The sequence below is a fragment of the Xenophilus arseniciresistens genome (genome assembly GCF_028023875.1).
In the GTDB taxonomy this organism is placed as follows: Bacteria; Pseudomonadota; Gammaproteobacteria; order Burkholderiales; family Burkholderiaceae_C; genus Xenophilus; species Xenophilus arseniciresistens.
Map to the genome: position 1 here is coordinate 44,107 of NZ_JAQIPB010000011.1, position 25,893 is coordinate 69,999.

Consider the following 25,893-nt stretch of genomic DNA (forward strand, 5'->3'; position numbering starts at 1 on the left):
CGGCCCAGGAACCTTCGCACAAAGACACCCCGCGCATGAACGCCTCGCCTTCGGCATCAACCCTGGAACCCCCTGCGGCCGATGCGCCGGCTGCCGCCCCGGCGCCCGCGCCGCTGGCCGATCCGCAATCGGCGCCCAGCGTGAGCCGGGCCTACGAATGCCAGTGCGGCCGCCCGGTCTACCTGCGCAACAGCCGCTGCCTGGCCTGCGGCACGGCGCTGGGCTACGTGATCGAGCGCCTGGGCGTGGTGCCGCTGACCCCGGGTGCCGAGCCCGACACCTGGGCCGTGCACGACGACCCGCAGGGCCCGGCCTGGCGCCGCTGCGCCAACTTCGAAAGCGCCGCCGGCTGCAACTGGATGGTGCCCCTGCCGCAGGGGCAGGGCGGCACGGGCGACCATGCGGACGATCTGGGCGAAGGCCTGTGCCTGGCCTGCAGCACCACGCGCACCATCCCCGATCTCTCGGTGCCGGGCAACGACGAACTCTGGCGCAAGCTCGAAAGCGCCAAGCGCCGGCTGCTGTCGCAACTGCTGGCGCTGGGCCTGCCCGTGCACACCCGCTTCACCGACCCCGTGCATGGCATGAGCTTCGACTTTCTCTCGAGCATGCCGGGCCAGTCGCACGTGATGACGGGGCACCAGAGCGGCGTGATCACGCTCAATGCCGAAGAGGCCGAGGACGCGGTGCGCGAGCGCATCCGCGCCGAAATGCGCGAGCCCTACCGCACCCTGCTGGGCCACTTCCGGCACGAGATCGGCCACTACTACTGGGACCTGCTCATCCCCGGCACGCCCTGGCAGGAAGGCTTTCGCGCGCTCTTCGGCGACGAGACGCAGGACTACGGCGTGGCCCTGCAGACGCACTACGACAACGGCCCGCCGCCCGACTGGGCCCTGCGCTTCGTGACCAGCTATGCCAGCACCCATCCCTGGGAAGACTGGGCCGAGACCTGGGCCCATTACCTGCACATGGCCGACACGGTGGACACGGCGCTGAGCTTCGGCGTGAATGCCGCGAACGTGGAACTCAGCCGCGACCTGTTCGAGCTCAAGGACCTGTGGCAGCCCGAGCATGAAGGCGCGCCGGCCTTCCTGGACTTCCTCAACGGCTGGGTGCGGCTGACCAGCGTGCTCAACGAGCTGTCGCGCAGCATGGGCCAGCCCGACTACTACCCCTTTGTGCTTCCGCACGCAGCCGTGGGCAAGCTGCAGTTCATCCACCAACTGGTGGCTGCGCAGCGCGGGGGGACCGCAGCGGCGCCGGATGTGGAGGCGGCGGCGCCGCAGCAGCAGGGGCCTTCCGGCGAGGCCGTCGCTGCCGCGGCCTGAGCGCCGCGAATCAGGGTTGCGGAGCCGAAGCCGCTTCGCGATGGGCCGCGGCCACGCAGCCCGGGCAGATGCAGCTTCGCCCGCGCGCCTGGGTGGGCAGGCGCTCGCGCAGCGCTTCGGGCACCGACACCGTCATGCACCAGCACAGCACGCCGCCATCGCCTGTGGCGGCCTGCGCATCGCGCGCCGCCTGCACGCCGCATTGGTTGTCGCTGCCGCACAGAGGGCAACGCTGCGGATCGACAGTCGGTGTGGCGGTGGGGGCAGACATGGCGCCGATTGTGCGTCTGCGAGCCAATGCGCTGCGCGCAAGACCTGCTGTACATCAAAAGACACAGGCCCCGTTTTCTAGAATTGCCGGTTCGCTGGAGTGGCAACGAGATGAAACGGGTGTATTTGTTGTGCGCGTGGATGCTGGCCGGCTCGCCTGCATGGGCCCAGGGCGAGTGGCTCACCCTCAGCGGCGACCCTGCGCGGCCCGAGGTCGACACCGTGCAGGTCAACCCCATCGCCGTGGAGCGAAGCGCCCAGGCGCGCACTTTGGACATCCGCGTCAACCGCTCGCGCACGCGCCGCAACTGGGAGGGCGTGCCCTATCGCTCCTACACCGCCCAGGTGCGCATCCGTTGCGAGGAGCGGCGCGGCGAATACCTGAACCTGCGCATGTACCTGCAGCCGCTGTGGGTAGGCCCGGTGCAGGAAGCTGGCTACGACGAGCCGCGCCCGCCCATGCTGTTCAAGGACGTCGAACCCAACCCCACCGAACGCATCATCCGCGCGGCCTGCCCGGCCAGCTGAGGCTGGGCACGCAAGCAACAACGGCGCCTCGCGGCGCCGTTGTCGTGATGGCGGGGGCCGCCGCAGGAAGGCCAATCAGCCCGCTGCCTTCACCTTCAGCCGCCAGGCGTGCAGCAGCGGCTCGGTGTAGCCGCTGGGCTGTTCCACGCCCTTGAACACCAGGTCCTGTGCGGCCTGGTAGGCGGCGCTGGTGGCGAAGTTGCCGGCCATCTTGCGGTATAGCGCGTCGCCTTCGTTCTGCGCGTCCACCACGGCGGCCATGCGCTCGAAGGTGGCGTTGACCTGTTCCTTGGTGACGACGCCATGCAGCAGCCAGTTGGCGATGTGCTGGCTGCTGATGCGCAGCGTCGCGCGGTCTTCCATCAGGCCCACGTCGTGGATGTCGGGCACCTTCGAGCAGCCCACGCCCTGGTCGATCCAGCGCACCACGTAGCCCAGGATGCCCTGCACGTTGTTGTCCAGCTCCTGCTGCTTCTCGGCGTCGCTCCAGTTCGGCGTGGCCGTGATCGGCACCTGCAGCAGGTCGTTCAGGATGGCGTCGCGCTGGCTTTCGGCATCCGCCTTTTCCAGCTCCTTCTGCACGTCGGCCACGTTGACCTGGTGGTAGTGCAGCGCGTGCAGGGTGGCGGCCGTGGGCGAGGGCACCCAGGCCGTGTTGGCACCGGCCTTGGGATGGCCGATCTTCTGCTTGAGCATGTCGGCCATCAGGTCGGGCATGGCCCACATGCCCTTGCCGATCTGCGCCTTGCCGCGCAGGCCGCAATTGAGGCCCGTGAGCACGTTGTTGCGCTCATAGGCGGCGATCCACTTCGTGCCCTTGATGTCGCCCTTGCGCAGCATGGGGCCGCCCTGCATGGCGGTGTGCATCTCGTCGCCGGTGCGGTCCAGGAAGCCGGTGTTGATGAAGGCCACGCGCGCCGGCGCGGCGGCAATGCAGGCCTGCAGGTTCACGCTGGTGCGGCGCTCCTCGTCCATGATGCCCAGCTTGACGGTGTTGGCCGCCAGGCCCAGCAGCTGTTCGACGCGGCCGAACAGCTCGTTGGCGAAGGCCACCTCGGCCGGGCCGTGCATCTTGGGCTTGACGATGTAGATGCTGCCGGTGCGCGAGTTGCGCAGACCGTTGGCGCCCTTGCCCTGCAGGTCGGCCATCGCGATGGCGGTGGTGATCACCGCGTCCATGATGCCTTCGGGGATCTCCTTGCCTTCGCCCCACAGGATGGCGGGGTTGGTCATCAGGTGGCCCACATTGCGCACGAACATCAGCGAGCGGCCGTGCAGCTTCACTTCGCCGCTGCCATTGGGCGCGGTGTAGACGCGGTCGGCATTGAGGCGGCGCGTGAAGCTCTTGCCGCCCTTGGCCACTTCCTCGGTCAGCGTGCCCAGCTGAATGCCCAGCCAGTTGCTGTACGCGAGCACCTTGTCTTCGGCGTCCACCACGGCCACCGAGTCTTCCAGGTCCAGGATGGTGGACAGCGCGGCTTCGAGCACCACGTCGCTCACGCCGGCCGCATCGGTCTTGCCGATGGGCGTGCTGCGGTCGATCTGGATGTCGAGGTGGATGCCGTTGTGCTTGAGCAGCACCGAGGAGGGGGCCGCCGCGTCGCCCTGGTAGCCCACGAAGGCCGAAGCGTCCTTCAGGCGCGTGCTGCTGCTGTGCAGCGCGATGACCAGTTGGCCGTCCTTGACGCTGTAGCCGGTCGCTTCCTTGTGCGAGCCGTTTTCCAGCGGCGCGGCCTGGTCCAGCACCTCGCGGGCGAAGGCAATCACCTTGGCGCCGCGCACGGGGTTGTAGCCCTTGCCCTTGTCGGCGCCGCCTTCTTCGGAGATCGCGTCGGTGCCGTAGAGTGCGTCGTACAGCGAGCCCCAGCGCGCATTGGCCGCGTTCAGGGCGTAGCGGGCATTGAGGATGGGCACCACCAACTGCGGGCCGGCCTGCAGCGCGAGTTCGGCGTCCACGTTGGCCGTCGTCGCCTTCACGCCCTGGGGCTGCGGCAGCAGGTAGCCGATCTTTTCAAGGAAGGCGCGATAGGCCGGCATGTCGGCGATGGGGCCGGGGTTGGCCTTGTGCCAGGCGTCCATCTCCAGCTGGATGCGGTCGCGCTCGGCCAGCAGGGCGGCGTTCTTGGGCGCCAGCTCATGGACGATGGCGTCGAAGCCCTTCCAGAAGCTTTCGCTCTGCAGGCCGACCGAAGGCAGCACCTTGTCTTCGATGAAGCGGTACAGCTCGGTGGCCACCTGGAGGCGCTGGGTCGTGGTGCGTGCGGTCATGGTGATGTGCGAAGAAAAGGCAAAGGGTGGGCGCGGGCCGCCGGGCCCGCTGAAGCTCCACTGTATTTGATACTTGCCAAAAGATTAACCGCAGGATCGGCCACTGATTCGTGACAAAAACGTTGGCAATCTGGCCGCACAGCCCCCGCGTTGCTGACGCTCAGTCAGCTGCGATCACGCGACGGGTCAGTCCGCTGGGCAATGCATGCGCCTGCGCCAGCATCCGCTGGTAATAGGGCCACAGCCGCGATGCAGCCGCATGGCTGCTGGCCCACTGGCTGTGCATGACTGGCGTGAGCGTGCGAATCTCCTCGCGGATCGCAGCCACGTCGATCGAGACATGGGCGCCATCGCGCACCACCAGCTCGCCATTGACCACCACATGCCTGACCGAGCTGCCATCCTCGCTGTAGACCAACTGGCGCCGCAGGTCGTTGCAGGGCGTGAACGACCATCGGTCCAGATCGAGCAGCACGATGTCGGCCAGTGCCCCGGGCGCGAGCTGGCCCAGTTCGCCTTCGCGCCGGAGCGCGCGTGCGCCACCGGCCGTCAGCGCGCGCAGGACCTCGGCATGGCGCGGCCAGTGCGCTGGGTCGGCGTGGCTGAGGTTGTGGATCAGCCCCGCCATCTTGCCCGCGACCCACAGGTTGGCCGTGTCGTCGGTGCACAGTTCGTCAGTGCCAATGGCGATGGGAACGCCTGCGTCGTGCAGCGCGCGCCAGGGCATGACACCGCTGCCCAGGCGCAGGTTGCACACGGGGTTGTGTGCGACCACGGCGCCGCTGTCGGCCAGCAGGCGCAGGTCGTCGTCATCGATCCACACGGCGTGGATGATTTCGCAGCGCTCGTCGAGCACGCCGGCCTCATGGATGTAGCGCAACAGCGACTGGCCGAAGCGCTCCAGCCCCGTGGCCCGCTGCAGCTTGGTTTCGAGCACGTGCAGGTTGTAGGGGAGGTCGTGGCTGCGGCTGAGCTCGCTCAGCGCCTGCAGGTAGGGCCGCGTGACGCGCTGCGGTGCCGAGCAGGACACCGCCGCCGACAGCCGGCCACGGGCGCAGCCGTGCCATCGGTCGATGAGGTGGCTGTACAGCGTCAAAAGCTCGTCCATGCCCTGCAGCGGCGCGGCCTCCATTTCGGCGCGTACGTCGGCCGGCAGCAGCTCGCGCAGATAGGGGAACTTGTCGTACTCGACCACATTGGGCTGATCGATCGCGACAGTGGCGCGGATGCCGGCATCCGCGTAGGCCTGCATGACGGCATCGATGCCCTGCGGCGTCGCCAGCGGCACATGGTAGGCGTCATCGTGCACCGCGGTGATGCCGCGCTCGAGCATTTCAAGCGCGCCCATCATCGTGCGCAGATAGGCCATGCGCTGGCTGTCGCCGCTTTGGGCCAGCGGCGGCACTTCGTAGAGCATGAACAGCTCCAGCGGCAACCCGTCGAGCTGCCCGCGCATGAAGTTGCCGGGCGAATGGAAGTGCGCGTTGATCAGCCCAGGCATGGCGAGCATGCCGTGCGCGTCCAGGCACTGGGCCTCGGCGGGCGCCTGCAGGTTCGGGCCGATCGCCTGGATCCTGCCTCCGCTCACCAGGATGTCCGCGCAGGGCCATTCACGGTCGCGCTTGTCCAGGCTCAGAACGCGCGCACCCCTGATCAGCAGCGAGCCGGCGGGCCCGCTGTGCGTGTGGTCCGCGGCGCTCATCGGGCCAGTGCCTCTTGCTCGGCGAAGGCGCGGTCCACCTCGTCGGCCAGCAACTCGGCCAGCCGGTCGTGCAGCGCATGGAAAGCCTCGTCGCGCGGGTTGCGCGGCCGGGGCAGATCGACGGGCACGATCTCCTTGATCCGCCCGGGGCGGGCAGTGAAGACCACGATGCGGTCGGCCAGTCCGATGGCCTCCTCGATCGAGTGCGTCACCAGCAGCACCGAAGCGCCGCTTTCGCGCCACAGCTGCAGCAGATAGGCCTGCATCTTCGCGCGGGTCTGGATGTCCAGCGCAGCAAAGGGTTCGTCCATCATCAGAACCTTGGGCTGTAGCGCCAGGGCGCGCGCCATCGCGGCACGCTGGCGCATCCCGCCCGACAGCTGCGAGGGCCGCTTGAGTTCAAAGCCGTTCAGGCCGACGCGGGCCAGCAGCTCCATCGCCCGGCGTTCCCGCTGCGCTCTGGGAACGCCCTGCAGCGCGAGCCCGTAGGCCACGTTGTCGCGGATGTCGAGCCAGGGGAACAGCGCTGCCTCCTGGAAGATCATACCGCGCTCGGGGCTGGGGCCGGTGATGGGGACGCCATCGCTGAGCAGGGCGCCGCGCGTGGCCCGTTCCAGGCCCGCGAGCATGTAAAGCAGCGTGCTCTTGCCGCAGCCCGAAGGGCCCAGCAGCACCACGAACTCGCCTGACTTCACTTCGAAGCTGACGTACTGCAGCGCCACGAAAGGCGCCTCGGCTTCGTTCCAGGTCTTGCCGATGCCGCGGCATTCGATGGCCGGTGCGTATTGCGTGTTCATGCGTTTCTTCCTCCCACCTTTCGCGCGTCCAGCCACCACAGCATCCGCCGCTGTATCCAGCCCAGGGCCTGATCGAACAGGAAACCCGACAGGCCGATCAGGGTCATCGTGAAGAAGACCAGACTCGCATTGAAGGTGTTGCGCGCCATCATGACGATCTGCCCCAGCCCGCTGCCGACACCCGCGGCCTCGGCAATGAGCACCACCATCCATGCCGCGAACAGGTTGATGCGCAGCGTCACAAACAGGCCCGGCAGGATGGCCGGAAGGATCACGCTGGTGTAGATCTGCCGCTTGCTCGCGCCCAGGATGCGGGCGATGTGGATGTAGGGGGCAGGCACCTCGTCGATCTGGGCCAGCGTGGCGATCACCATCACGAAGAAGATGGCCACGAACACCATGAAGATCGCCGGCCTGTCGCCGATGCCAAACAGGAATACCGCCACAGGCAGCCATGCGACGGGCGAAATGGGCGCGAACATCGTCACGGCCGGTAGCGCGAGCTTGCCGAACAGCGACCAGTAGCGGATGGCGATGCCCGTGGCCAGGCTCAGCACGAAGCCCAGAGTCAGGCCCAGCAGCACGCGCATGGACGTCCACAGCACCACGCTCATGACGCCGAGCCAGCTTCCGCCTTCGCCGCTGGAGCCGATGGTATTGGCGCGATCGAAAAAATGCAGTTGCTGGTGCCATGCGCCGAGAAACACGTGCGGCGCCGGCAGCGGATCGGCCCAGCCCATCCATGCAGCCCATTCCCACAGGCCGATGATGATGCCGATGGACGCGAACGACCAGGCGGCCGAATGAAGCCTGCGCTGCCAGGTCGGTGTGAGCCAGCCGGCCCGCGCCGGCCTGTCGGCGCGGGGCGGGGCCGCGGGGGTGACAGCCTTGGTGCTCATGCGCGGTGCCTCATGCGGACTTCAGTTTCAGCGTGTCGAACATCGTCTTGTTGGCCGCGATGACGTCCTCCAGCGGCTTCCAGTCGAAGATGCCGGCACCGGGCACTTTCTTGATGTAGCCCATCTCCTTCATCGACTGGGCTCGCGCGAGGATGAACGGGGCCTGGTTGCGCTGGTCCACCATCACGGGCTGGCGGCGGGCCGCGGCGGTGGCTGCTTCCAGCGTGGTCTTGTAGTAGCTGCCCACGGTTTGCGACAGCGCAGCAGCGGGGGTGGATTCGATCTGGCTTTGCGCCGTGAGCAGCGCCTTGATGACCGCGCGCACCACGGCGGGTTGCTTCTGCAGCAGGGGCGTGCGCACCGCCAGCACGCAGTCGGCGTACTGCGGGCCGTACAGGTCGGTGCCGTCGCTGAGCACGCGCGCGCCCTTGCGCGCGGCGGCGCACTGGCTGGCATAGGGCTCCACTGCGCAGATGGCGTCCACCGCGCCGCCAATGAAGGCCTGGGCCATTTCCGGCGAGGTGTTGAAGTAGCGGACCTGCACGTCCTTGAAGCTCAGGCCGGCTTTCTTGAGCCAGTCGTAGGGCAGCACTTCGAGCGTGTCGGCCTGGAAGGTGCCCAGCGTCTTGCCGCGCATGTCGGCTGCGCTCGCGATGCCTTCCTTGGCCACGATCAGGCAGCCGTTGACGCCGCCGCCAGCCACGACGGCCACAGGCGCGCCTGCGTCATACAGCGAGAGCAGGTTCGAGTACGGGATCATCGAGACATCGACCGCGCCCACGCCAAACAGCGTCACGATGTCGGTGTTGGTTGGCGTGACCACGAACTCCAGGTCCACGCCGTCGCTGCGCGTGAGCTGACGCTCCTTGGCGATGAAGATGCCCAGATTGCACAGGCCGGCGCCGTGGGTTGCGCGCACGCGGGTGTTGCCTGCGGCCTGCGTGCCACTGGCGCCCATGGCAGCCGCCAGCGCCGTGGGCAGCACGACCACCGCCGCGCCTGTGCCCCCAAGGGACTTCAGGAAGTCACGGCGGCCCGGGTTTGAAGAAGATGCAGATTGCAGGGCGGCAAAGGCCCCGCCATTACGTTCGCACATACCAATACCTCGTCCAAGTCGAGAGATTCATGAATCCACCCTCTTCGGAACCCGGCGAACGTGCGCCAGTGCTGCAGCGACTGGCTCACGGGCCGGATTCCGGATCAGGCCCAGAATCGGCACGCCAACCGTAGAAGCTCAACGCCTGCGCTGACAGTCGCTGAGCAAAGAGCGTGCCTGGCCCAGGTGCATACGTCGGCCTGATTTGCCGGGCGTATGCACCACGGGGGTGCGTGCATCGGCCCGCAGCAGCGCGGGCGCCCCGGCGAGGCGCGCGCCTGCCTGCGCCGTGCCGCCGATGCCCGCCCTCAGCCGGTGCGTCCGTGCAAGGCCTGCGCCGCGCGTGTCACGGCGCTCAGATAGCCTGCGTCGTAGCGGTGCACCGGCATGGTGAGCGTCACGGCCGCCACCACGGCGCCGTGCGTGTCGAATACCGGCACCGAGATGCCGGCCACGTCCGCCAGGCGGTCGCCGGCGGCGCAATAGGCGCCTGCCTTGCGGATGGCGGCGTACAGGGCCTTGTCGCGCGCGCTGGCGCCGGCCTGGCTGGCCGCGTCCCAGGCCGAGAGCACGCGCCCGCCCGTGCCGCGCGACAGCGGCAGCACGTCGCCGGCCTTGATGTGGTCGCGCACGGGGTGGGGCGAATCGACGCGGAACAGGCAGACGCGGATCGCGTTGGCGCCCTGGCCCTGCCGGACGTGGTAGGCCGCGCTTTCGCCGGTCTCGCGCACCAGCGCCTGCAGCACGGGCAGCACCACGCGGTCGAGCGAGAACGCGGCCGCGTACACGGCATGCAGGCGCGCGATCTCGGCGCCCAGCGCATAGCGGCCGTCGGGTTGCCGGTGCAGCAGGCCCGCATGCTCCAGCGAGGCCAGCAGGCGCAAGGCCGTGCTCTTGTAAAGGCGCGTGCGCTGCGCCAGCTCGGCCAGGCCCAGCGCCGCATCGCCTTCGCGGAAGGCCGCCAGCAGCGTCAGCGCGCGGTCCACCGCCGCCACGCCGCCCGCGGCGGCGCTGTGGTCGGCAAGGGATTCGGTGCGGGCAGGGCGGGGCATGGCGGGCGGCACAAAAAGGGTTGACGTTGACAGCGCAGGCGCAGCAACGGTCTAATTCTGACTTCTGGAACATCGTTCTGCAAGATAGAACGATCGGCCACATCTCTGCTGTTTCGTTCGCGCATGACCGCCTCCGATCCCGATCCCGACTCCGCCCCCTCTTCCACGCTGGCGCCCGCCGTCCTGATCAGCGAGGTCGGCCCGCGCGACGGCCTGCAGTCGGTGGCCGCCACCATGCCCACGGCCGCCAAGCAAGGCTGGATCGCGGCGCTGCATGCGGCCGGGCTGCGCGAGATCGAAGTCGCCTCCTTCGTGCCCGCGCGTCTGCTGCCGCAGATGGCCGATGCGGCCGAGGTGGTGCGCCATGCCGTCGCCCTGCCGGGCCTGCGCGTGATGGCGCTGGTGCCCAACCTGCGCGGCGCGCAGGCGGCGCTGGCGGCCGGGGCGCACAAGCTCACGATGCCCGTGTCGGCCAGCGAGGCGCATTCGCTGGCCAATGTGCGCAAGACGCCCATGGCGATGGTCGATGAGGTTCGGGCCATCGACGCGCTGCGGCGCGGGCTGGCCGGCAGCGGGCCGATGGCCGGGCTCGAGGCCGGCATCTCCACCGCCTTCGGCTGCACGCTGCAGGGCCGGGTCGACGAAGACGCCGTGATCCGCCTGGCCGTGGCCTGTGCCGAGGCGGGCGCCGACGAAGTGGGCCTGTCCGACACCGTGGGCTACGCCAACCCGGCGCAGGTGCGCAGGCTGTTCACGCGCCTGCGTTCCGAACTCGGCGACAAGGCAGGCGCCGCCCACATGCACAACACGCGCGGGCTGGGCCTGGCCAACTGCCTGGCCGCCTACGAGGCCGGCGTGCGCACCTTCGACGCCTCCCAGGGCGGCCTGGGCGGCTGCCCCTACGCGCCGGGCGCCTCGGGCAACGTGGTCACCGAAGACCTGGTCTTCATGTTCGAGGCCATGGGCGTGGCCACCGGCGTGGACCTCGCGCGCCTGCTGGCCGCGCGCGAGGCGCTGCGCGCCGGCCTGCCCGGCGAGCCGATCTACGGCATGACCCCCGAAGCGGGCCTGCCCAAGGGCTTCGCGCCCGCGGCGGCGCCTGCCCATTCAAGAGACACATCCACAGGAGAGATGCGCAATGTCTGATTCGATGGCCCCGCTGCCCTATGCGGGCGTCCGCGTGGTCGAGTTCTCGCACATGGTCATGGGCCCGACCTGCGGCCTGCTGCTGGGCGACCTGGGCGCCGAAGTGATCAAGGTCGAGCCCGTGGGCGGCGACAGCACGCGGCGGCTGCTGGGCTCGGGCGCGGGCTTCTTCCCGGCCTTCAACCGCAACAAGAAGAGCATCGTGCTCGACCTCAAGACGCCCGAAGGCCTGGCCGCCGCGCTGGCGCTGGCCGACAGCGCCGACATCGTGACCGAGAACTACAAGCCCGGCACCATGAAGAAGCTGGGCCTGGACTACGCGGCGCTCAAGGCGCGCAACCCGCGGCTGATCTACGTGAGCCACAAGGGCTTCCTGCCCGGCCCCTACGAGCAGCGCACGGCGCTGGACGAAGTGGTGCAGATGATGGGCGGCCTGGCCTACATGACGGGGCGCCCGGGCGATCCGCTGCGCGCGGGCACCAGCGTCAACGACATCATGGGCGGCATGTTCGGCGCCATCGGTGCCATGGCCGCGCTGCGCCAGCGCGAGCTCACGGGCGAGGGCTGCGAGGTGCAGTCGGCGCTGTTCGAGAACAACATCTTCCTCGTCGCGCAGCACATGATGCAGTTCGCGACCACGGGCCAGGCGGCCGACCCCATGCCCAACCGCATCTCGTCCTGGGGCATCTACGACGTGTTCACGGTGCAGGGCGGCGAGCAGATCTTCCTGGCCGCCGTGAGCGACAAGCAATGGGCCGTGTTCTGCGAGGCGCTGGGCCTGGGCGAGCTCTTCGCCGATCCGCGTTTGGCCAGCAACAACGACCGCGTGCGCGCGCGCGACTGGCTCATGCCGCTGCTGCGCGCCCATGTGGCGCCGCGCAGCGTGGCCGAGCTGTCGGCCATCTTCGAGGCCCACGAGCTGCCCTTCGCGCCCATCGCCAAGCCGCAGGACCTGTTCGAGGACCCGCACCTCAAGGCCAGCGGCGGCATGGCGCCGGTGCGCATGAACGACGGCAGCTTCTCGCCCATCCCGTTGCTGCCGCTGGCGCTGGACGGTGCGCGGCCGGGCATCCGCCTGCAGCCACCGCTGACCGGCGAGCACACGCGCGAGCTGCTGCTGGCCGCCGGCTACAGCGCCGAGGCGGTGGAGGCGCTGATCGCCAGCGGGCGCGCACAGGCGCAATAAGCGCTGCGCGGCATCGCTTACGCTTGCCGCATGGATCGCCTCAAGCAGCTCGAAACCTTCGTGGCCGTGGCCACGCGCGGCAGCCTCACGGCCGCTGCGCGCGCGGAAGGCGTGGCGCCCGCGCTGATCGGGCGCCGGCTGGACGCGCTGGAGGAACGCCTGGGCGTGAAGCTGCTGCTGCGCACCACGCGCCGGCTCACGCTCACCCACGAGGGCGTGGCCTTCCTGGAGCACTGCCAGCGGCTGCTGGTTGAACTGGCCGACGCGGAAGCCAGCGTGAGCGCGGGCGGCGTGAAGGCCAGCGGCCACCTGCGCGTGACGGCGCCGGCCGGCTTCGGGCGGCGGCATGTGGCGCCGCTGGTGCCGCGCTTCCATGGGCTGCATCCCGAGGTCACGATCTCGCTGAACCTCAGCGACCGCGTGATCGACATGGCCGGCGAGAACTTCGACTGCGCGGTGCGCGTGGGCGACCTGCCCGATTCCTCGCTGGTCAGCATCCGCCTGGCCGACAACCGCCGCCGCTGCGTGGCCACGCCCGAGTTCCTGCGCCGCCATGGCGTGCCGCAGCATCCGCAGGAGCTGCTGCGCTTTGCCTGCCTCACGCTCAGCAGCGACGCCTCGCAAACGCGCGGCTGGGCGTTCCGCGTGCCGCGGACCGCCCTGGGGCGGAATGCTGAAAGCGCCCTGGCGGGCGCGGGCGTGCCGCGGACCGCCCAGGGGACGGCCGATGGCGACTACGAAGTCATCCACCTCAAGCCGCACGGCCCCATGGACTGCTCCGACGGCCAGGTGCTGCACGACTGGTGCCTGGCCGGCCACGGCATCGCCTGGCGCAGCACCTGGGAGGTGGAGTCCGAGATCCGCAGCGGTGCGCTGGTGGCCGTGCTCGATGAATTCGCGGCGCCGCCCAACGGCATCCATGCCGTGGTGCCGCAGCGCAAGCACCTGCCGCTGCGCGTGCGGCTGTGGCTGGATTTCCTCAAGCATCAGTATGCGCAGCCAGGTTTCTGGAGCGAAAGCTTGCAGGCCGCCCGGCCGGCCGGCCCAATGGCGGCATGAACACGCTTGGTTCCCGGGCTTCTTCGACCTGCGGCCGCGCCGCGCGCGCGGCCAGCCGCCCGCTGCTGCAGCGCGGCGCCTGGCTTCTGGCCGCCTGGCTGGCCGCGGGCTGCGCCACGGCGCCCGGGCTGGTGGGCCCCGGCGCCACGGGCGGCGCTCCAGCCGCTTCGGTGGAGCCCGGCATCGTGCGCGTCACGCATGCCGAGCTGCGCCGGCTCGAGGCCGGCCGGCCCGCCCCGCTCGAAAGCGAACAGGCACGCCGGGCCTGGGTCGACTCGCTCACCGATTACCTGGCCGAACGTGCCGCGCGGCTGCTGCCCGAGGGCCAGCGGCTTGACGTCCACCTGCGCGGCGTGCAGCGCGCAGGCAGCACCGAACCCTGGCGCGGCCCGCAGGCGGCCGACCTGCGCGTGGTGCGCGACATCTACCCGCCCCGCATCGACCTGCACTTCCGCCTGCGCAAGGCCGACGGCCAGGTGCTGCGCGAAGGCGAGCGCTCACTGAGCGATGCGGCCTTCCTCATGCGGCCCAACCTGCATTCGCGCGACGATCCGCTGCGCTACGAGAAGGGACTGATCGACGAGTGGCTGCGCAAGGAGTTCGAGGCCCGGCGCGGATAAGGCCGCTTTCGCTGATGCGCGCCGCCAGGCCCGGGCAAGGCGTGGACAATGCGCGGCGGCGGCACGGGGCTGCCGCCTTTCTTCAGCCACGAGCGAGCCATGACCCTCGAAGCCATCCTTGCCTACCTGCACCTTCTGGCCATCCTGACGATGGTCGTGTTCCTGGCCAGCGAGGCGGCGCTGTGCCGCGTGGAATGGCTCAACGCCAAGGTGGTGGAGCGGCTGGCCCGGGTCGACATGGTCTACGGCATTGCCTCCATCGCCGTGCTGGCCACGGGCGTGGCGCGCACGGTGTGGGGCGTCAAGGGCAGCAGTTGGTACTGGAGCAATCCGCTGCTGCACATCAAGTTCACGCTGTTCATCGTGGTAGGCCTGCTGTCCATCGGCCCGACGATGCGTTTCTTGCGCTGGCGCCGCCAGCTGCGCGCCACCGGCGCGCTGCCCACTGAAGCCGAGATCCGCGCCACGCGCAAGCTCGTGATGATCGAGGCCCACATCGTGGCGCTGATTCCGCTGGCCGCCGTCTTCCTGGCGCGGGGCTTCGGCGGCTGAACAAGAAAGAAAACGGCGGCCCGCAGGCCGCCGTGCTTTCTTTCTTGTTTGCCTCTTCAGGGGTGGCGCGCGATCAGGCGGCTGCGCCGCTCAGGCAGGTCTTCATGAAGGCCTTGCGTGCATCGCCCTTGAGCGCCTTGGTGCCGGCCTCGGCATTGCAGCTCTTCATCTTGTCCTGCTGGGTGGCCTTCTGGGCCGACAGGCATTCCTTCATGAAGGCCTTGCGCTCGTCGCCCTTCTTGCCGGTGGCCTCGGCGTTGCAGCTTTTCATCTTGCTTTGCTGCGCGGTGGGGGCCTTGTCGGCGGTGGCAGGGGTGGCCGGGGTGGCTGCTGCCGCGGGCTTGGCCGGGGTTGCCGGCGTGGCAGGCGCAGCCGGCGTGGCGGGGGTGGCAGTGGTCTGGGCCAGGGCGTTCAGGCTGAGGCAGGCGCCCAGGGCGCAAAGGGCGAGGATCTTCTTCATGCTGTTGTTTCCTTCCAATTGACGTACTGACAAAGGGTTGGCGGCAGGACGCCGCCTGGCACTCAACGTCTGGCGCCATGGGTCGGACGACAACGCCGACCCTCGGGTTTGCCCCCGATAAAATCAGCCGATGCTTACCGTCAAACAGGATCTGCTGGCCGCCCTGGCACAGTCGCTGGAAGCGCTCGTGCCCGGTGCCGGCGCCAAGGCCGCCTTCGAATCGCCCAAGGTTGCCGCCCATGGCGACTTTGCCTGCACGGCCGCCATGCAGCTGGCCAAGCCGCTCAAGAAGAACCCTCGCCAGCTGGGCGAAGAGCTGCGCAGCGCCCTGCTGGCCCAGCCGGCCTACGTGCAGTGGGTGGACGCCATCGAGATCGCCGGCCCGGGCTTTCTGAACATCCGCCTCAAGCCGGCTGCCAAGCAGCAGGTGGTCAAGGAGGTGCTGGCCAAGGGTGCCCGCTTTGGCGCCAAAGATGTAGTCAGTACTGACTGTGTGCTCGTTGAGTTCGTCTCGGCCAACCCCACCGGCCCGCTGCACGTGGGCCATGGCCGCCAGGCCGCGCTGGGCGACGCCATCTGCAGCCTGCTCAGCACGCAGGGGCGCCAGGTGCACCGCGAGTTCTATTACAACGACGCGGGCGTGCAGATCGACACGCTGACCAAGAGCACGCAGCTGCGCGCCAAGGGCTTCAAGCCCGGCGACGAGTGCTGGCCCACCGATCCGGAGAACCCGGCCAGCAAGGCCTTCTACAACGGCGACTACATCCAGGACATCGCGAACGACTTCCTGGCGAAGAAGACGGTGCAGGCCGACGACCGCAGCTTCACGGCCAACGGCGATGTGGAAGACTGGGACAACATCCGCCAGTTCGCGGTCGCCTATCTGCGCAACGAGCAGGACAAGGACCTGCAGGCCTTCCAGCTCAAGTTCGACCAGTACTACCTCGAATCCAGCCTCTACACCTCGGGCCGGGTCGAGAAGGCCGTTCAGCGCCTGATCGCCAACGGCAAGACCTACGAGCAGGACGGCGCGCTGTGGCTCAGGTCTACCGACTACGGCGACGACAAGGACCGCGTCATGCGCAAGCAGGACGGCACGTACACCTACTTCGTACCCGACGTGGCCTACCACATCGCCAAGTGGGAGCGCGGCTTCCACCAGGTGGTCAACATCCAGGGCACCGATCACCACGGCACCATCGCGCGCGTGCGCGCCGGCCTGCAGGCGGCCGACGTGGGCATTCCCGAGGGCTACCCCGATTACGTGCTGCACACCATGGTGCGCGTGGTGCGCAACGGCGAAGAGGTCAAGATCAGCAAGCGCGCCGGCAGCTACGTGACCCTGCGCGACCTGATCGAGTGGACCAGCACCGACGCCGTGCGCTTCTTCCTGCTCAGCCGCAAGCCCGACACCGAATACACCTTCGACGTCGACCTGGCCGTGGCCAAGAACAACGACAACCCGGTCTACTACGTGCAGTACGCGCATGCGCGCATCTGCTCGGTGCTGGACAAGGAAGGCACCGACGTGGCGTCGCTGCGCGACGTGGACCTCTCGCCGCTGGCCACCGAGGCCGCGCAACCGCTGATGCTGCTGCTGGGCAAGTACCCCGAGATGCTCACGGCGGCCGCACGCGATTTCGCGCCGCACGACGTGACCTTCTACCTGCGCGAGCTGGCCGCGGCCTACCACAGCTACTACGACGCCGAGCGCATCCTGGTGGAGGACGAAGCCGTGAAGAAGGCCCGCCTGGCGCTGGTCGCTGCCACCGCGCAGGTGCTGCACAATGGCCTGGCGGTGCTGGGTGTGAGCGCGCCGCGCAAGATGTGAGCAAAAGACCAGTCATGAGATCCAGACAGAAGGGCAACTTCCTCATCGGCCTGATCGTGGGCGGCGTGCTCGGCCTGGGCCTGGCGCTGGGGGTGGCGGTGTACGTCACCAAGGTGCCGGTTCCCTTCATCAGCAAGCCGCAGACGCGCAGCGCCGATCAGGACGAAGCCGAAGCCCGTAGAAACCGCGACTGGGACCCGAACTCCCCGCTGGGCAGCCGGCCGCGTGCGGCGGCGCCCGCACCCGCGCCTGCGCCGGCCGCCGCGGCACCGACCCCCAGCGAGGCCGTGCCGCCCAGCGGCGGGCCCGTCGCCAGCGGCTCGGTCGCGGTGCCTGCCCCCGTCACGGTGCCCGCGCCGGCCCCGGCACCCGCCCCTACGGCGGCTGCGCCGGCCCGCTCCACGGCGCCGATCACGGTCAACCCCATCCGTCCCGGCTCGCAGGGCGCGGGCTCCGATCCGCTGGGCGACTTCGCCCGTGCGCGTTCGGGCGGGGGCGGTGGCACAGCCGTGGCCGCCAACACGCCCAGCGACGATCCCTTCGTCTACTTCGTGCAGGCCGGTGCCTTCCGCACGCAGGACGATGCCAACGCCCAGCGCGCCAAGCTCTCGCTGATGGGCGTGGAAGCGCGCGTGACCGAACGTGAGCAGGCCGGCGCCACCGTCTACCGTGTGCGGGTGGGCCCCTTCGCCAAGAAGGACGAGGCCGACCGCGCCAAGGGCCGCCTCGAAGGCCAGGGCTTCGAATCGGCGCTGGTGCGCGTCCAGCGCTGAAGCCGCCCGGCGTCTGGCGTTCAGCGTTGAGCAAAAACGCCAGACGTCAAACGCTTCACGCACAACCTCTTCGTCCAGGGAACTCGGCGCCGCGCGCCGGCTCTGTCAGCTGCATAGGAGAAGCATGCATGTCCATGAACCGTCGTGATTTTTCGCTGGCCTCGGCCTCCCTGGGCCTGGTCGCCCTGAGCCCTTCCGTCCACGCCCAGGGCGCGCCCTTCGCGGCCGGGGAGGACTACGCCGTGCTGCGCAAGCCGGCGCCCACCGATGCCCCGGCCGGCAAGGTCGAGGTGGTGGAGTTCTTCTCGTACAACTGCCCGCACTGCGCCACCTTCGAGCCTGCGCTGGAAGCCTGGGCCAAGAAGATGCCGCCCAACGCCGTGCTGCGCCGCGTGCCCGTGCCCTTCGTGGGCAACGACGTCGCGACCAAGCAGAAGCTCTACTACACGCTCGAAGCCATGGGCAAGCTCGATGAGCTGCACATGAAGGTCTTCCAGGCCATCCACGTGGACCGCCAGCGCCTGTTCGGCGATGCCGCCGTGCTCGAGTGGGCCGCCAAGCAGCCCGGCATCGACGGCAAGAAGTTCGAAGAGGCCTTCAAGTCCTTCGGCGTGGCGGGCAAGGTGCAGCGCGCCGGCCAGCTCACGCAGGCCTATGACATCCCCGGCACCCCGGCCATGGGCGTGGCGGGCCGCTGGTTCGTGGACGGCGGCATGGGCAAGACCCTGCCGCGCATGCTGCAGATCTGCGACTACCTCGTGGGCCAGGCGGCCAAGGCCTGAAGAAGGCCCCGCGCTCCCAAAAAGGGAGCCTCGCTTCATCTTTGTCAACCTAATCCGAGCCCGCATCTGCGGGCTTCGTCTTTCCGGGTGCGCGGGCGAGGGTGCTGCTTAGAATGGACGCAAGTTTCGTGCCTCTATGACTACGCTCTTTTCCCTTCGCTTTCTTTCGCAGCCGCGCCGCTGGGCCGCCACCGCGCTGTGTGCGCTGCTGGCGCTGGGTGCCGCGGGTGCGGCCATGGCCGAGCGGGCCGACCGCAACAAGCCCATGAACATCGAAGCCGATTCGATGCGCTACGACGACCTGAAGCAGACCACTGTCTTCACGGGGCGCGTGGTGGTCACCAAGGGCACCATCATCATCCGCGGCGCGCGCATCGACGTGCGCCAGGACCCGGAGGGCTACCAGTACGGCGTGGTCACGGCGGCGCCGGGCCAGCGTGCCTATTACAAGCAGAAACGCGACGCCGGCACCGACGAGTGGATCGAGGGCGAATCCGAGGTCATCGAGTACGACGGCCGGGCCGACAACGTGAAGTTCATCCGCCGCGCCGTGATGCGCCGCCTGGTGGGCGCGCAGGTCAACGACGAGACCACGGGTCCGCTGATCGTCTACGACCAGAGCAACGACACCTTCACCGTCAACGGCGCGGCGCTGCCGCCCGATGCCAGCGTGTCTGCGCCCGGCTCGGGCGGGCGCGTGCGCGCCGTGCTGGCGCCGCGCGCCGGCACCGAGGGCGCTCAGCCTGCAGCGCCCGCTGCGCCTGCCTCCGGGACGGGCACCGGCCGCAGCCTGCGGCCCAGCACCACCCTGGACGGCGCGCCTGCGGTCGAGGGGTCCCGCCCGTGAGCATGACGCTTCCAGACAGCGCCGCAGGCGCGGTGCCCGCTGCCTCCCTGGCCGGCGGAAGCCTGCTGCAGGCGCGCGGCCTGCAGAAGAGCTACGGCAGCCGCAAGGTGGTCAAGAACGTCTCGCTCGAAGTGCGCAAGGGCGAAGTGGTGGGCCTGCTGGGCCCCAACGGCGCCGGCAAGACCACCTCCTTCTACATGATCGTGGGCCTGGTGCGCGCCGATGCGGGCAGCATCACCATCGACGGCGAAGCCGTGGAGCACATGCCCATCCACCGCCGTGCGCGCATGGGCCTGTCGTACCTGCCGCAGGAGGCCTCCATCTTCCGCAAGCTCAGCGTGGAAGACAACGTGCGCGCCGTGCTGGAACTGCAGCGCGAGCCCGACGCCGACGGCCGCATGTTGCCGCTGACCAAGGCCCGCATCGAGGAGCGCCTGAGCGAGCTGCTGGCCGACCTGCGCGTGGACCATCTGCGCGCCTCGCCGGCGCTGGCGCTGTCGGGCGGCGAGCGCCGCCGCGTCGAAATCGCGCGTGCCCTGGCCACGCAGCCGCGCTTCATCCTGCTGGACGAGCCCTTCGCGGGCATCGACCCCATCGCCGTGATCGAGATCCAGCGCATCATCAGCTTCCTCAAGGAGCGCGGCATCGGCGTGCTCATCACCGACCACAACGTGCGCGAGACGCTGGGCATCTGCGACCACGCCTTCATCATCAGCGACGGGCAGGTGCTGGCACAGGGCACGCCATCGGAGATCGTCGACAACGCTGAGGTACGCCGCGTGTACCTGGGCGAACACTTCCGCATGTAACGCAGGCTTCTGCTTTCCCATGAAACAGGGCCTTTCCCTTCGCGTTTCGCAGCATCTGGCGCTGACGCCCCAACTGCAGCAGTCGATCCGGCTGCTGCAGCTCTCGACGCTGGAGCTGAGCCAGGAAATCGAGCAGATGCTCGATGACAACCCCTTCCTGGAGCGTCTGGCAGAGGAAGCGGCGCGCGAGGAATTCGGCGTGGACCAGGCCGACGCGCCCCCCCCGCGCGAAGAGCGCGAGGACGGCGCCGACTACAGCGCCGCCCCGTCCAGCACCAGCACCACCAGCAGCGCCGGCGATGGGGCTGTCGACAGCACCGGCGATGCCGAGATCGCCAGCGCGGACGGCCCCGAATCCGAGCCCGACTGGGATGGCGACGGCACCATCGACGTGGCCCCCGACGACAGTGAATGGGGCGGCGACGCGCCCGCGCGCAACAACAACAGCAGCGGCGACGACGACCGCGCCGACGCGACCGAGCTGGCGCGCAGCCAGGAGTCGCTGCAGGAGCACCTGCATCGCCAGGCGCTGGCGCTGCGGCTGTCGCCCGAGGACTCGGCGGCGCTGCGCTTCCTGATCGAGTCGCTCAACGAGGACGGCTACCTCGAGGATTCGCTGCCCGCGCTGGCCTCGGGCCTGGCCGGCGACGACAACGACGAGTTCGATGAGCTGGTGCATCACTTCCAGGTGGCGCTGGGCCTGCTGCAGAGCCTGGAGCCGGTGGGCGTGGGCGCGCGCGACCTCGGCGAATGCCTGACCATCCAGCTGCGCGCGCTGGCGCGCGAGCAGGCCAACGACGATGACGACGAGGACAGCCGCGAAGCGCTGCAGGTGGCGCTGGCCGTGTGCAGGCAGCCGCTGGACCTGCTGGCCAAGCGCGACTTCAAGCGCCTGGCCGTGCTCACCCACACGCGCGAGGAGCAGGTGCGCCAGGCCCTGCAACTGATCGCGCGGCTGGAGCCCAAGCCGGGCCGCCGCTTTGTCGACGTGGAGCGCAACGTGATCGTGCCCGACGTGATCGTCACGCGCACGGGCCGCGGCGCTTCCATGAAGCTGCGCGTGCAGCTCAACCCCGACGTGATGCCGCGCCTGCGCGTGCACGACATCTATGCCGGCGCGCTCAAGTCGCACAAGAGCGACGGCAGCCAGGCCCTGGGCCAGCGGCTGCAGGAGGCGCGCTGGTTCATCAAGAACATCCAGCAGCGCTTCGACACCATCCTGCGCGTGTCCAACGCCATCGTGGAGCGGCAGAAGAACTTCTTCGTGCATGGCGAGCTGGCCATGCGCCCGCTGGTGCTGCGCGAGATCGCCGACGAACTGGGCCTGCACGAATCCACCATCAGCCGCGTGACCACCGCCAAGTACATGGCCACGCCCTACGGCACGGTGGAACTGAAGTACTTCTTCGGCTCGGCGCTGGGCACCGAGACTGGCGGCAATGCGTCGAGCACCGCCGTGCGGGCGCTGATCAAGCAGTTCGTGGGTTCCGAAAGCGCCAAGAAGCCGCTGTCGGACAGCCAGATCTCCGAGATGCTCAAGGAGCAGGGCATCGAGTGCGCGCGCCGCACCGTCGCCAAGTACCGCGAGGCCCTGCGCATCGCGCCGGCCAACCTGCGCAAGGCACTCTAGGCCGCTGCCTGGCAGGCAGCCCGGCCTGCCTTTCTCCCATCACCATCACTCACCGCCGCGAGCCTGCAGGCCCGCAGCGGCCTGGCGGGTTGCGCGAACGACACACTTTGTCATCTTTTTGAATGATAAGAGTGATTCGCGTTATGATTTTTAACTCTTGTAGCCAACCGCAGAACATTTGTGTCCAGGCGGCATCGGCTTCGGCTTCGTTCACCCGCATTCCTGCCTCCCCCCATGAGTCTTCGTTCTGCCGCGCCGGCTGCGCCTGGCCGCCCTGCTTCCCTGCCTCCCTTTCGCCTGATCGGCGTGGCGCTGGCCCTGGCCTCCAGCGGCGCCCTGGCCCAGACCGTCACCACCGCCCCCAATGCCTTGCCCGCCGTCACCGTGGTGGGCGACACGCTGGGTGACCTGCCCGCCGTCAACCCGGGCGGCCAGACCGCCAAGGGCGGCAGCCTGGGCGTGCTGGGCACGTCCGACAACATGGACATCCCGTTCAGCACCCAGAACTACACCGCCGAGTTCATGGAAGAGCAGCAGGCCCGCACGGCTGCCGACACGCTGATCAACGACGCCTCGGTGACCATGACCACCGGCCGCGGCGGCTTTGCCGATACCTACCAGGTGCGCGGCTTCGCGTTCAGCGAGCATGACGTCGGCTTCAACGGCCTGTACGGCCTGATCCCGACCAACCGCGTGTCCGCCGAGCTGATCGAGCGGCTGGAACTGTTCAAGGGCCCGGCTTCGTTCCTGAGCGGCATGTCGCCCGGCGCCAGCATCGGCGGCGGCATCAACATCGTGAGCAAGCGCGCGGGCGACGAGCCGCTCACGCGTCTGACCACCACCTATGTGGGCAGCAAGAACTTCGGCCTGCATGCCGACGTGGGCCGCCGCTTCGGCGCCGACAAGGAATGGGGCATCCGCGTCAACGGCCTGGTGCGCGGCGGCGAAGGCTCGACCGAGGGCGGCGACCAGAAGACCGCCCTGGGCTCGGTCGCGCTCGAGTACGACCGCGGCGGCCTGCGCTGGTCGCTCGACGCCTTTGCCAAGCGCGACGACACCGACAACTACCGCCCGCAGATCAGCCTGCAGACGGTCACCAGCTACATCCCCGAGCCGCCGGACGCGCGCAGCAACTGGTACCCGGGCACCACGCTGGTCCAGGACGACAAGACCATCGTCACGCGCATCGAATACGACGTGAACGACGCGCTCACGGTCTACGGCGGCATCGGCTACCGCAAGGGCATCAACGACCAGCTCTTCCCCGTGTCCGTGCGCGGCTCCATGCAGCCCGACGGCCGCTTCCGCGTGCAGAGCTCCTGGTATGACGCGTACTCCAAGGCCTTGAGCGGCAACGCCGGCCTTCGCTGGCGCGTGGCCACCGGGCCGGTCAAGCACACGTTCACCGTGGGCTACTCGGCGCTGCAACTGGAAGAGGGCAATGCGTACATCGCCCAGCCGGGCAGCGTCGCATCGAGCATCTACTACCCCGCGGCCCTCGCGCCGATCACGCTGGCGCGCACGGACCCCACCCGGGCATCCGACACCGACCTGAGCAGCCTCGCGGTGGCCGACACCATGAGCTTCCTGGACGACCGCCTGCTGCTCACCGTGGGCGTGCGCCGCCAGAACGTGGACGTGCAAAGCTACAGCACCACCACGGGCCAGAAGACCACGCGCTACGACTCGTCGGCCAACCTGCCGCTGGCCGGCATCGTCTGGCGCTTCACGCCCAACCTGTCGGTGTACGGCAACTACAGCACGGCGCTGTCGCGCGGCCAGACCGTGGGCACGCAGTACGCCAACCGCGGCGAAGTGCTGGCCCCCTACCGCAGCAAGCAGCTCGAAGCCGGCATCAAGGCCAACATCGGCCGCATGCAGACCTCGGCGGCCGTGTTCCAGATCGAACGCCCCATCGGCGGCGCCGACCCGGTCACCAATGTCTATGGCTACATCGCCGAGCAGCGCAACCGCGGCATCGAGCTGAATGCCACGGGTGAGATCACGCGCGGCCTGCGCGGCTACGCCAGCCTGGCGCTGATGGACCCCAAGCTGACCAAGACGATCAATGGCGTGGACCAGGGCAACGACGCCGCCGGCGTGCCCAACCGCCGCTTCAGCGCGGGCCTGGACTGGGACGTTCCCGGCGTGCGGGGCCTGGCCCTGAACGGGCGCGTCGTCCACGCTTCGGGCGCCTACCTCACCAACAGCAACGCGCTGCGCTTCGACGGCTGGACGCGCTTCGACATCGGCGCCCGCTACCGCTTCGAGGCTTCGGGCCGCGCCGTGGTGCTGCGCGCCAACATCGAGAACCTGGCCGACAAGAACTACTGGCTGACCACCGGCAACTACGTGGCCGTGGGCGCGGGCCGCACGCTGATGCTGTCGGCTTCGGTCGACTTCTGATCGCTCGCTTGAGCTGGCCGCTTCGCTGAGCGGCCCATGCATCCCATCGCAGGGCAGGTGCTTCACGGCACCTGCCCTTTGTCATTCGCACCCTGCGGCGACAATCGCAGCCCCTTGCCCGCTTCTTCGCCGTGAACGACCTGACCCTTTTCCTGCCCTGCGCCGCCGGCGTGGAGGACTTCCTGGCCCAGGAAGTACACGCCATCACGGGCCGCGCGGGCGACGACCTGCGCGTGCTGCGCGGCGGCGTGCGCGTGCGCGCGCAGTGGCGCGAGGCGCTGCAGCTGAACCTGCACAGCCGCCTGGCCCAGCGCGTGCTCATCGAGCTGGCCCGCGGGCAGTACCGCGGCGAGAACGATCTCTATGCGATCGCCAGCGGCGTGGCCTGGGAAATCTGGTTCACGCCGCGCCAGACCTTCAAGATCGAAACGACTGCGCAGCACAGCCCGCTGCGCAGCCTGAACTTCGCCACCTTGCGGATCAAGGACGCGATCGCCGACCGCTTCCGCGCCAAGGCCGGCGGCGTGCGCCCCAGCATCGAGACGCAGTGGCCCGACGTGCGCGTCTTCGCGCACCTGGACACCGAGTTCTGCACCCTCTACATCGACACCAGCGGCGAGCCCCTGTTCAAGCGCGGCTGGCGCCAGGACAAGGGCGACGCACCGCTCAAGGAGACGCTGGCCGCCGCCATGCTGGCGGCCAGCGGCTGGTGGAACCCTGAAACCGGCGAAGTGGCCGACGCGCCGCTGTACGACCCCTGCTGCGGCAGCGGCACCATCGCCATCGAGGCCGCGCAGATCGCGCTCGGCATCCCCGCGGGCTCGCTGCGCCGTTTCGGCTTCGAAAAACTGCTGCCCTTCCAGCCGCATGTGTGGGACAGCATCCGCGCGGGTGCGCAGCGCGCACCGCAGGCAGATGCAGTGGCCGTGTTCGGCAGCGACGTGTCGCACCGCATGGTCGACTTCGCGCAGCGCAACGCCGAGCGCGCGGGCGTGGCCGATGCCGTGCAGCTGCGCGGCGGCGACGCGCTGCAGCGCATGCCGCCGGCCGAATCGGGCGTGATCGTGCTGAACCCGCCTTACGGCGAGCGCATCGCCGTCGGCGGCTTTGCGGGCCAGGGCCATGCGGGGCAGGCCGGGCGCACGGGCGCGCGCGAGGCCGCGCAGATGCAGGGCGACGACGCTGATGGCGCAGGCGACTTCTTCCCGCGCCTGGCCACGCACTGGAAGAAGAACTTCCCGGGCTGGACGGCCTGGGTGCTCACGCCCGACCTGAAGCTGCCGCAGCGCATGCGCCTGAAGGAATCGCGCCGCGTGCCGATGTGGAACGGCCCCATCGAATGCAGGCTGTTCCGCTTCGACATGGTGGCCGGCTCGGCACGCGCCCCCAAGGAAGCCGGCGCGTGACGCAGGCCGCGGCATCGCCGGCCGTGGTGCTGGACACCAACATCGTGCTGGACCTGTACCTCTTCGACGACCCGCCCGCGCGGCCGGTGCGCGCGGCGGTGGAGTCGGGCGCGTGGCGCTGGCTGGCCACGGCGCCCATGCGCGAGGAGCTGGCCCGCGTGCTGGCCTATCCGCAGATCGTGCCGCGCCTGGCGTTCCACGGCCGCGCGGCCGATGCAGTGCTGGCGCAGTTCGACCGCTGGGCGCAACTCGTGCCCGCGGCCGACAAGGCGCCCATCACCTGCAAGGACCCGGACGACCAGCGCTTCATCGACCTGGCCGTGGCGCATGGCGCGCGGCTGCTGAGCAAGGACAAGGCCGTGCTGGTGATGCGCCGGCGCATGGAGCGCCTGGGCGCGCTGGCCGAACGGCCCTGAGCGGCGGCCAGCGCGCGCCGCCCCTGC

Annotated in this window: 24 protein-coding genes; 16 read left to right on the top strand and 8 right to left on the bottom strand. The window is 69.3% G+C overall.

What is annotated here, in order from left to right:
* The first annotated feature begins 35 nt into the window (after nt 1-35).
* Entirely contained in the window at nt 36-1,331 is a 1,296-nt protein-coding gene (locus PGB34_RS20125; protein WP_271429898.1) for a zinc-binding metallopeptidase family protein, read from the top strand.
* Between the two features lie 10 nt (nt 1,332-1,341).
* On the opposite strand, the gene PGB34_RS20130 is transcribed toward PGB34_RS20125, so the two are convergent.
* Nucleotides 1,342-1,602, bottom strand: a complete 261-nt coding sequence (locus PGB34_RS20130; RefSeq protein WP_271429899.1) for a cysteine-rich CWC family protein — start codon at nt 1,600-1,602, stop codon at nt 1,342-1,344.
* Between the two features lie 110 nt (nt 1,603-1,712).
* Between PGB34_RS20130 and PGB34_RS20135 the strand changes: the two genes are divergently transcribed.
* Nucleotides 1,713-2,129 carry a surface-adhesin E family protein gene (locus PGB34_RS20135; RefSeq protein WP_271429900.1) on the top strand — a complete coding sequence of 139 codons (417 nt, stop codon included), beginning with the start codon at nt 1,713-1,715 and terminating at the stop codon, nt 2,127-2,129.
* A gap of 75 nt (nt 2,130-2,204) precedes the next feature.
* On the opposite strand, the gene PGB34_RS20140 is transcribed toward PGB34_RS20135, so the two are convergent.
* The 6 genes from PGB34_RS20140 to PGB34_RS20165 form a co-directional block, all read right to left on the bottom strand.
* The gene (locus PGB34_RS20140) at nt 2,205-4,397 is read right to left on the bottom strand and encodes a malate synthase G (RefSeq protein ID WP_271429901.1); all 2,193 of its coding nucleotides are present in this window, start codon (nt 4,395-4,397) and stop codon (nt 2,205-2,207) included.
* Between the two features lie 160 nt (nt 4,398-4,557).
* Entirely contained in the window at nt 4,558-6,099 is a 1,542-nt protein-coding gene (locus PGB34_RS20145) for an amidohydrolase family protein (protein WP_271429902.1), read from the bottom strand.
* Entirely contained in the window at nt 6,096-6,896 is an 801-nt protein-coding gene (locus PGB34_RS20150; protein WP_271429903.1) for an ABC transporter ATP-binding protein, read from the bottom strand. Before PGB34_RS20150 ends, PGB34_RS20145 begins: the two co-directional genes overlap by 4 nt.
* Nucleotides 6,893-7,795: an ABC transporter permease gene (locus PGB34_RS20155; RefSeq protein ID WP_271429904.1), complete on the bottom strand. Its 903-nt coding sequence runs from the start codon at nt 7,793-7,795 to the stop codon at nt 6,893-6,895. Before PGB34_RS20155 ends, PGB34_RS20150 begins: the two co-directional genes overlap by 4 nt.
* Before the next feature lie 10 nt (nt 7,796-7,805).
* Nucleotides 7,806-8,891, bottom strand: coding sequence for an ABC transporter substrate-binding protein (locus PGB34_RS20160; protein WP_271429905.1), 1,086 nt, complete (start codon nt 8,889-8,891; stop codon nt 7,806-7,808).
* A gap of 308 nt (nt 8,892-9,199) precedes the next feature.
* Nucleotides 9,200-9,943 carry an IclR family transcriptional regulator gene (locus tag PGB34_RS20165; RefSeq protein WP_271429906.1) on the bottom strand — a complete coding sequence of 248 codons (744 nt, stop codon included), beginning with the start codon at nt 9,941-9,943 and terminating at the stop codon, nt 9,200-9,202.
* 123 nt (nt 9,944-10,066) lie between these two features.
* Between PGB34_RS20165 and PGB34_RS20170 the strand changes: the two genes are divergently transcribed.
* The 5 genes from PGB34_RS20170 (at nt 10,067) to PGB34_RS20190 (ending at nt 14,506) form a co-directional block, all read left to right on the top strand.
* Nucleotides 10,067-11,089, top strand: a complete 1,023-nt coding sequence (locus PGB34_RS20170) for a hydroxymethylglutaryl-CoA lyase (RefSeq protein ID WP_271429907.1) — start codon at nt 10,067-10,069, stop codon at nt 11,087-11,089.
* Nucleotides 11,082-12,275, top strand: a complete 1,194-nt coding sequence (locus tag PGB34_RS20175) for a CaiB/BaiF CoA transferase family protein (protein WP_271429908.1) — start codon at nt 11,082-11,084, stop codon at nt 12,273-12,275. Before PGB34_RS20170 ends, PGB34_RS20175 begins: the two co-directional genes overlap by 8 nt.
* A gap of 30 nt (nt 12,276-12,305) precedes the next feature.
* Nucleotides 12,306-13,334 (top strand): LysR family transcriptional regulator, encoded by a 1,029-nt coding sequence (locus PGB34_RS20180; protein WP_271429909.1) that lies wholly within the window; start codon nt 12,306-12,308, stop codon nt 13,332-13,334.
* A complete protein-coding gene (locus PGB34_RS20185) occupies nt 13,331-13,954 on the top strand; it encodes a DUF3016 domain-containing protein (RefSeq protein WP_271429910.1) in 624 nt (207 codons plus the stop codon). The genes PGB34_RS20180 and PGB34_RS20185 overlap by 4 nt, the downstream gene beginning before the upstream one ends.
* A gap of 99 nt (nt 13,955-14,053) precedes the next feature.
* Nucleotides 14,054-14,506: a DUF2214 family protein gene (locus tag PGB34_RS20190; protein WP_271429911.1), complete on the top strand. Its 453-nt coding sequence runs from the start codon at nt 14,054-14,056 to the stop codon at nt 14,504-14,506.
* Nucleotides 14,507-14,579: 73 nt separating this feature from the next.
* Here PGB34_RS20190 and PGB34_RS20195 read toward each other — a convergent pair whose 3' ends face one another.
* A complete protein-coding gene (locus PGB34_RS20195) occupies nt 14,580-14,966 on the bottom strand; it encodes a PsiF family protein (RefSeq protein ID WP_271429912.1) in 387 nt (128 codons plus the stop codon).
* Between the two features lie 130 nt (nt 14,967-15,096).
* Here PGB34_RS20195 and argS point away from each other — a divergent pair, with 130 nt between their 5' ends.
* The 9 genes from argS to PGB34_RS20240 all read left to right on the top strand — a co-directional run bounded on the left by argS (nt 15,097) and on the right by PGB34_RS20240 (nt 25,866).
* Nucleotides 15,097-16,797 carry an arginine--tRNA ligase gene (gene argS / locus PGB34_RS20200; RefSeq protein ID WP_271429913.1) on the top strand — a complete coding sequence of 567 codons (1,701 nt, stop codon included), beginning with the start codon at nt 15,097-15,099 and terminating at the stop codon, nt 16,795-16,797.
* Between the two features lie 14 nt (nt 16,798-16,811).
* Nucleotides 16,812-17,570: an SPOR domain-containing protein gene (locus PGB34_RS20205; RefSeq protein WP_271429914.1), complete on the top strand. Its 759-nt coding sequence runs from the start codon at nt 16,812-16,814 to the stop codon at nt 17,568-17,570.
* A gap of 134 nt (nt 17,571-17,704) precedes the next feature.
* A complete protein-coding gene (locus tag PGB34_RS20210; RefSeq protein WP_271429915.1) occupies nt 17,705-18,352 on the top strand; it encodes a thiol:disulfide interchange protein DsbA/DsbL in 648 nt (215 codons plus the stop codon).
* 136 nt (nt 18,353-18,488) lie between these two features.
* The gene (gene lptA, locus PGB34_RS20215; protein WP_408647932.1) at nt 18,489-19,199 is read left to right on the top strand and encodes a lipopolysaccharide transport periplasmic protein LptA; all 711 of its coding nucleotides are present in this window, start codon (nt 18,489-18,491) and stop codon (nt 19,197-19,199) included.
* A gap of 2 nt (nt 19,200-19,201) precedes the next feature.
* Nucleotides 19,202-20,008 (top strand): LPS export ABC transporter ATP-binding protein, encoded by an 807-nt coding sequence (lptB, locus tag PGB34_RS20220; protein ID WP_271430006.1) that lies wholly within the window; start codon nt 19,202-19,204, stop codon nt 20,006-20,008.
* A gap of 19 nt (nt 20,009-20,027) precedes the next feature.
* A complete protein-coding gene (locus tag PGB34_RS20225) occupies nt 20,028-21,638 on the top strand; it encodes an RNA polymerase factor sigma-54 (protein WP_271429916.1) in 1,611 nt (536 codons plus the stop codon).
* Nucleotides 21,639-21,872: 234 nt separating this feature from the next.
* Nucleotides 21,873-24,044 carry a TonB-dependent receptor gene (locus PGB34_RS20230; RefSeq protein WP_271429917.1) on the top strand — a complete coding sequence of 724 codons (2,172 nt, stop codon included), beginning with the start codon at nt 21,873-21,875 and terminating at the stop codon, nt 24,042-24,044.
* A 131-nt stretch (nt 24,045-24,175) separates the two neighbouring features.
* Nucleotides 24,176-25,450, top strand: coding sequence for a THUMP domain-containing class I SAM-dependent RNA methyltransferase (locus tag PGB34_RS20235; RefSeq protein WP_271429918.1), 1,275 nt, complete (start codon nt 24,176-24,178; stop codon nt 25,448-25,450).
* On the top strand, nt 25,447-25,866 hold the full coding sequence (locus tag PGB34_RS20240) for a PIN domain-containing protein (RefSeq protein WP_271429919.1): 420 nt from the start codon (nt 25,447-25,449) through the stop codon (nt 25,864-25,866). The genes PGB34_RS20235 and PGB34_RS20240 overlap by 4 nt, the downstream gene beginning before the upstream one ends.
* Nucleotides 25,867-25,893: the final 27 nt, after the last annotated feature.